The 433-nt window shown below is 61.4% G+C and carries 1 protein-coding gene; it reads right to left on the bottom strand.

Translation table 11 applies throughout. The features are described 5' to 3' along the window. Positions 1-363 (bottom strand): FAD-binding oxidoreductase (locus HX855_RS32965; protein ID WP_178948086.1); only part of this gene is annotated, 363 nt, incomplete at its 3' end. Positions 364-433 lie beyond the last annotated feature (70 nt).

Genomic DNA, 433 nt, shown 5'->3' with positions numbered 1-433 from the left:
GCCGGGTTGCACGGTGACGTCCATGTCGTCGACGCGGATCTGCACGATCTGGTCCATGCCCGACACGTCAATGCTGATGCCACCGTGGGACGCTTGCAGCCAGCCTTCCAGGGATGTGCCGCTGCCGTAGGCAATCATCGGCACGTCGTGGCGATAACAGGCGGTGCTGATGGCGACGATATCGTCCAGGCTGTTGGCGTAGGCCACGCCATCCGGCGGCATGGGGTCGAGGGCGGAAATATCACTGCCATGGTGTTCGCGCACACTGGCCGAAGTGGAAAACCGGTTGCCGAGCAGCTGGCTCAGTTCATCCAGCAGCGATTGTGGCAGCTGCGGGTGGGCAGGGGCGGCAGGAACGGTCATCGAACAGTCTCCTTTTTTTGTGCGCCGCGCTAGAGGCGGCATTTTGGGGAGTTATTGCTTATCTTAGGCA

The organism is Pseudomonas sp. IPO3778 (assembly GCF_013386825.1).
In the GTDB taxonomy this organism is placed as follows: domain Bacteria; phylum Pseudomonadota; class Gammaproteobacteria; order Pseudomonadales; family Pseudomonadaceae; genus Aquipseudomonas.
The sequence above is the reverse complement of the archived record's forward strand: the minus strand, read 5'-3'. Positions and strand labels throughout refer to the sequence as shown.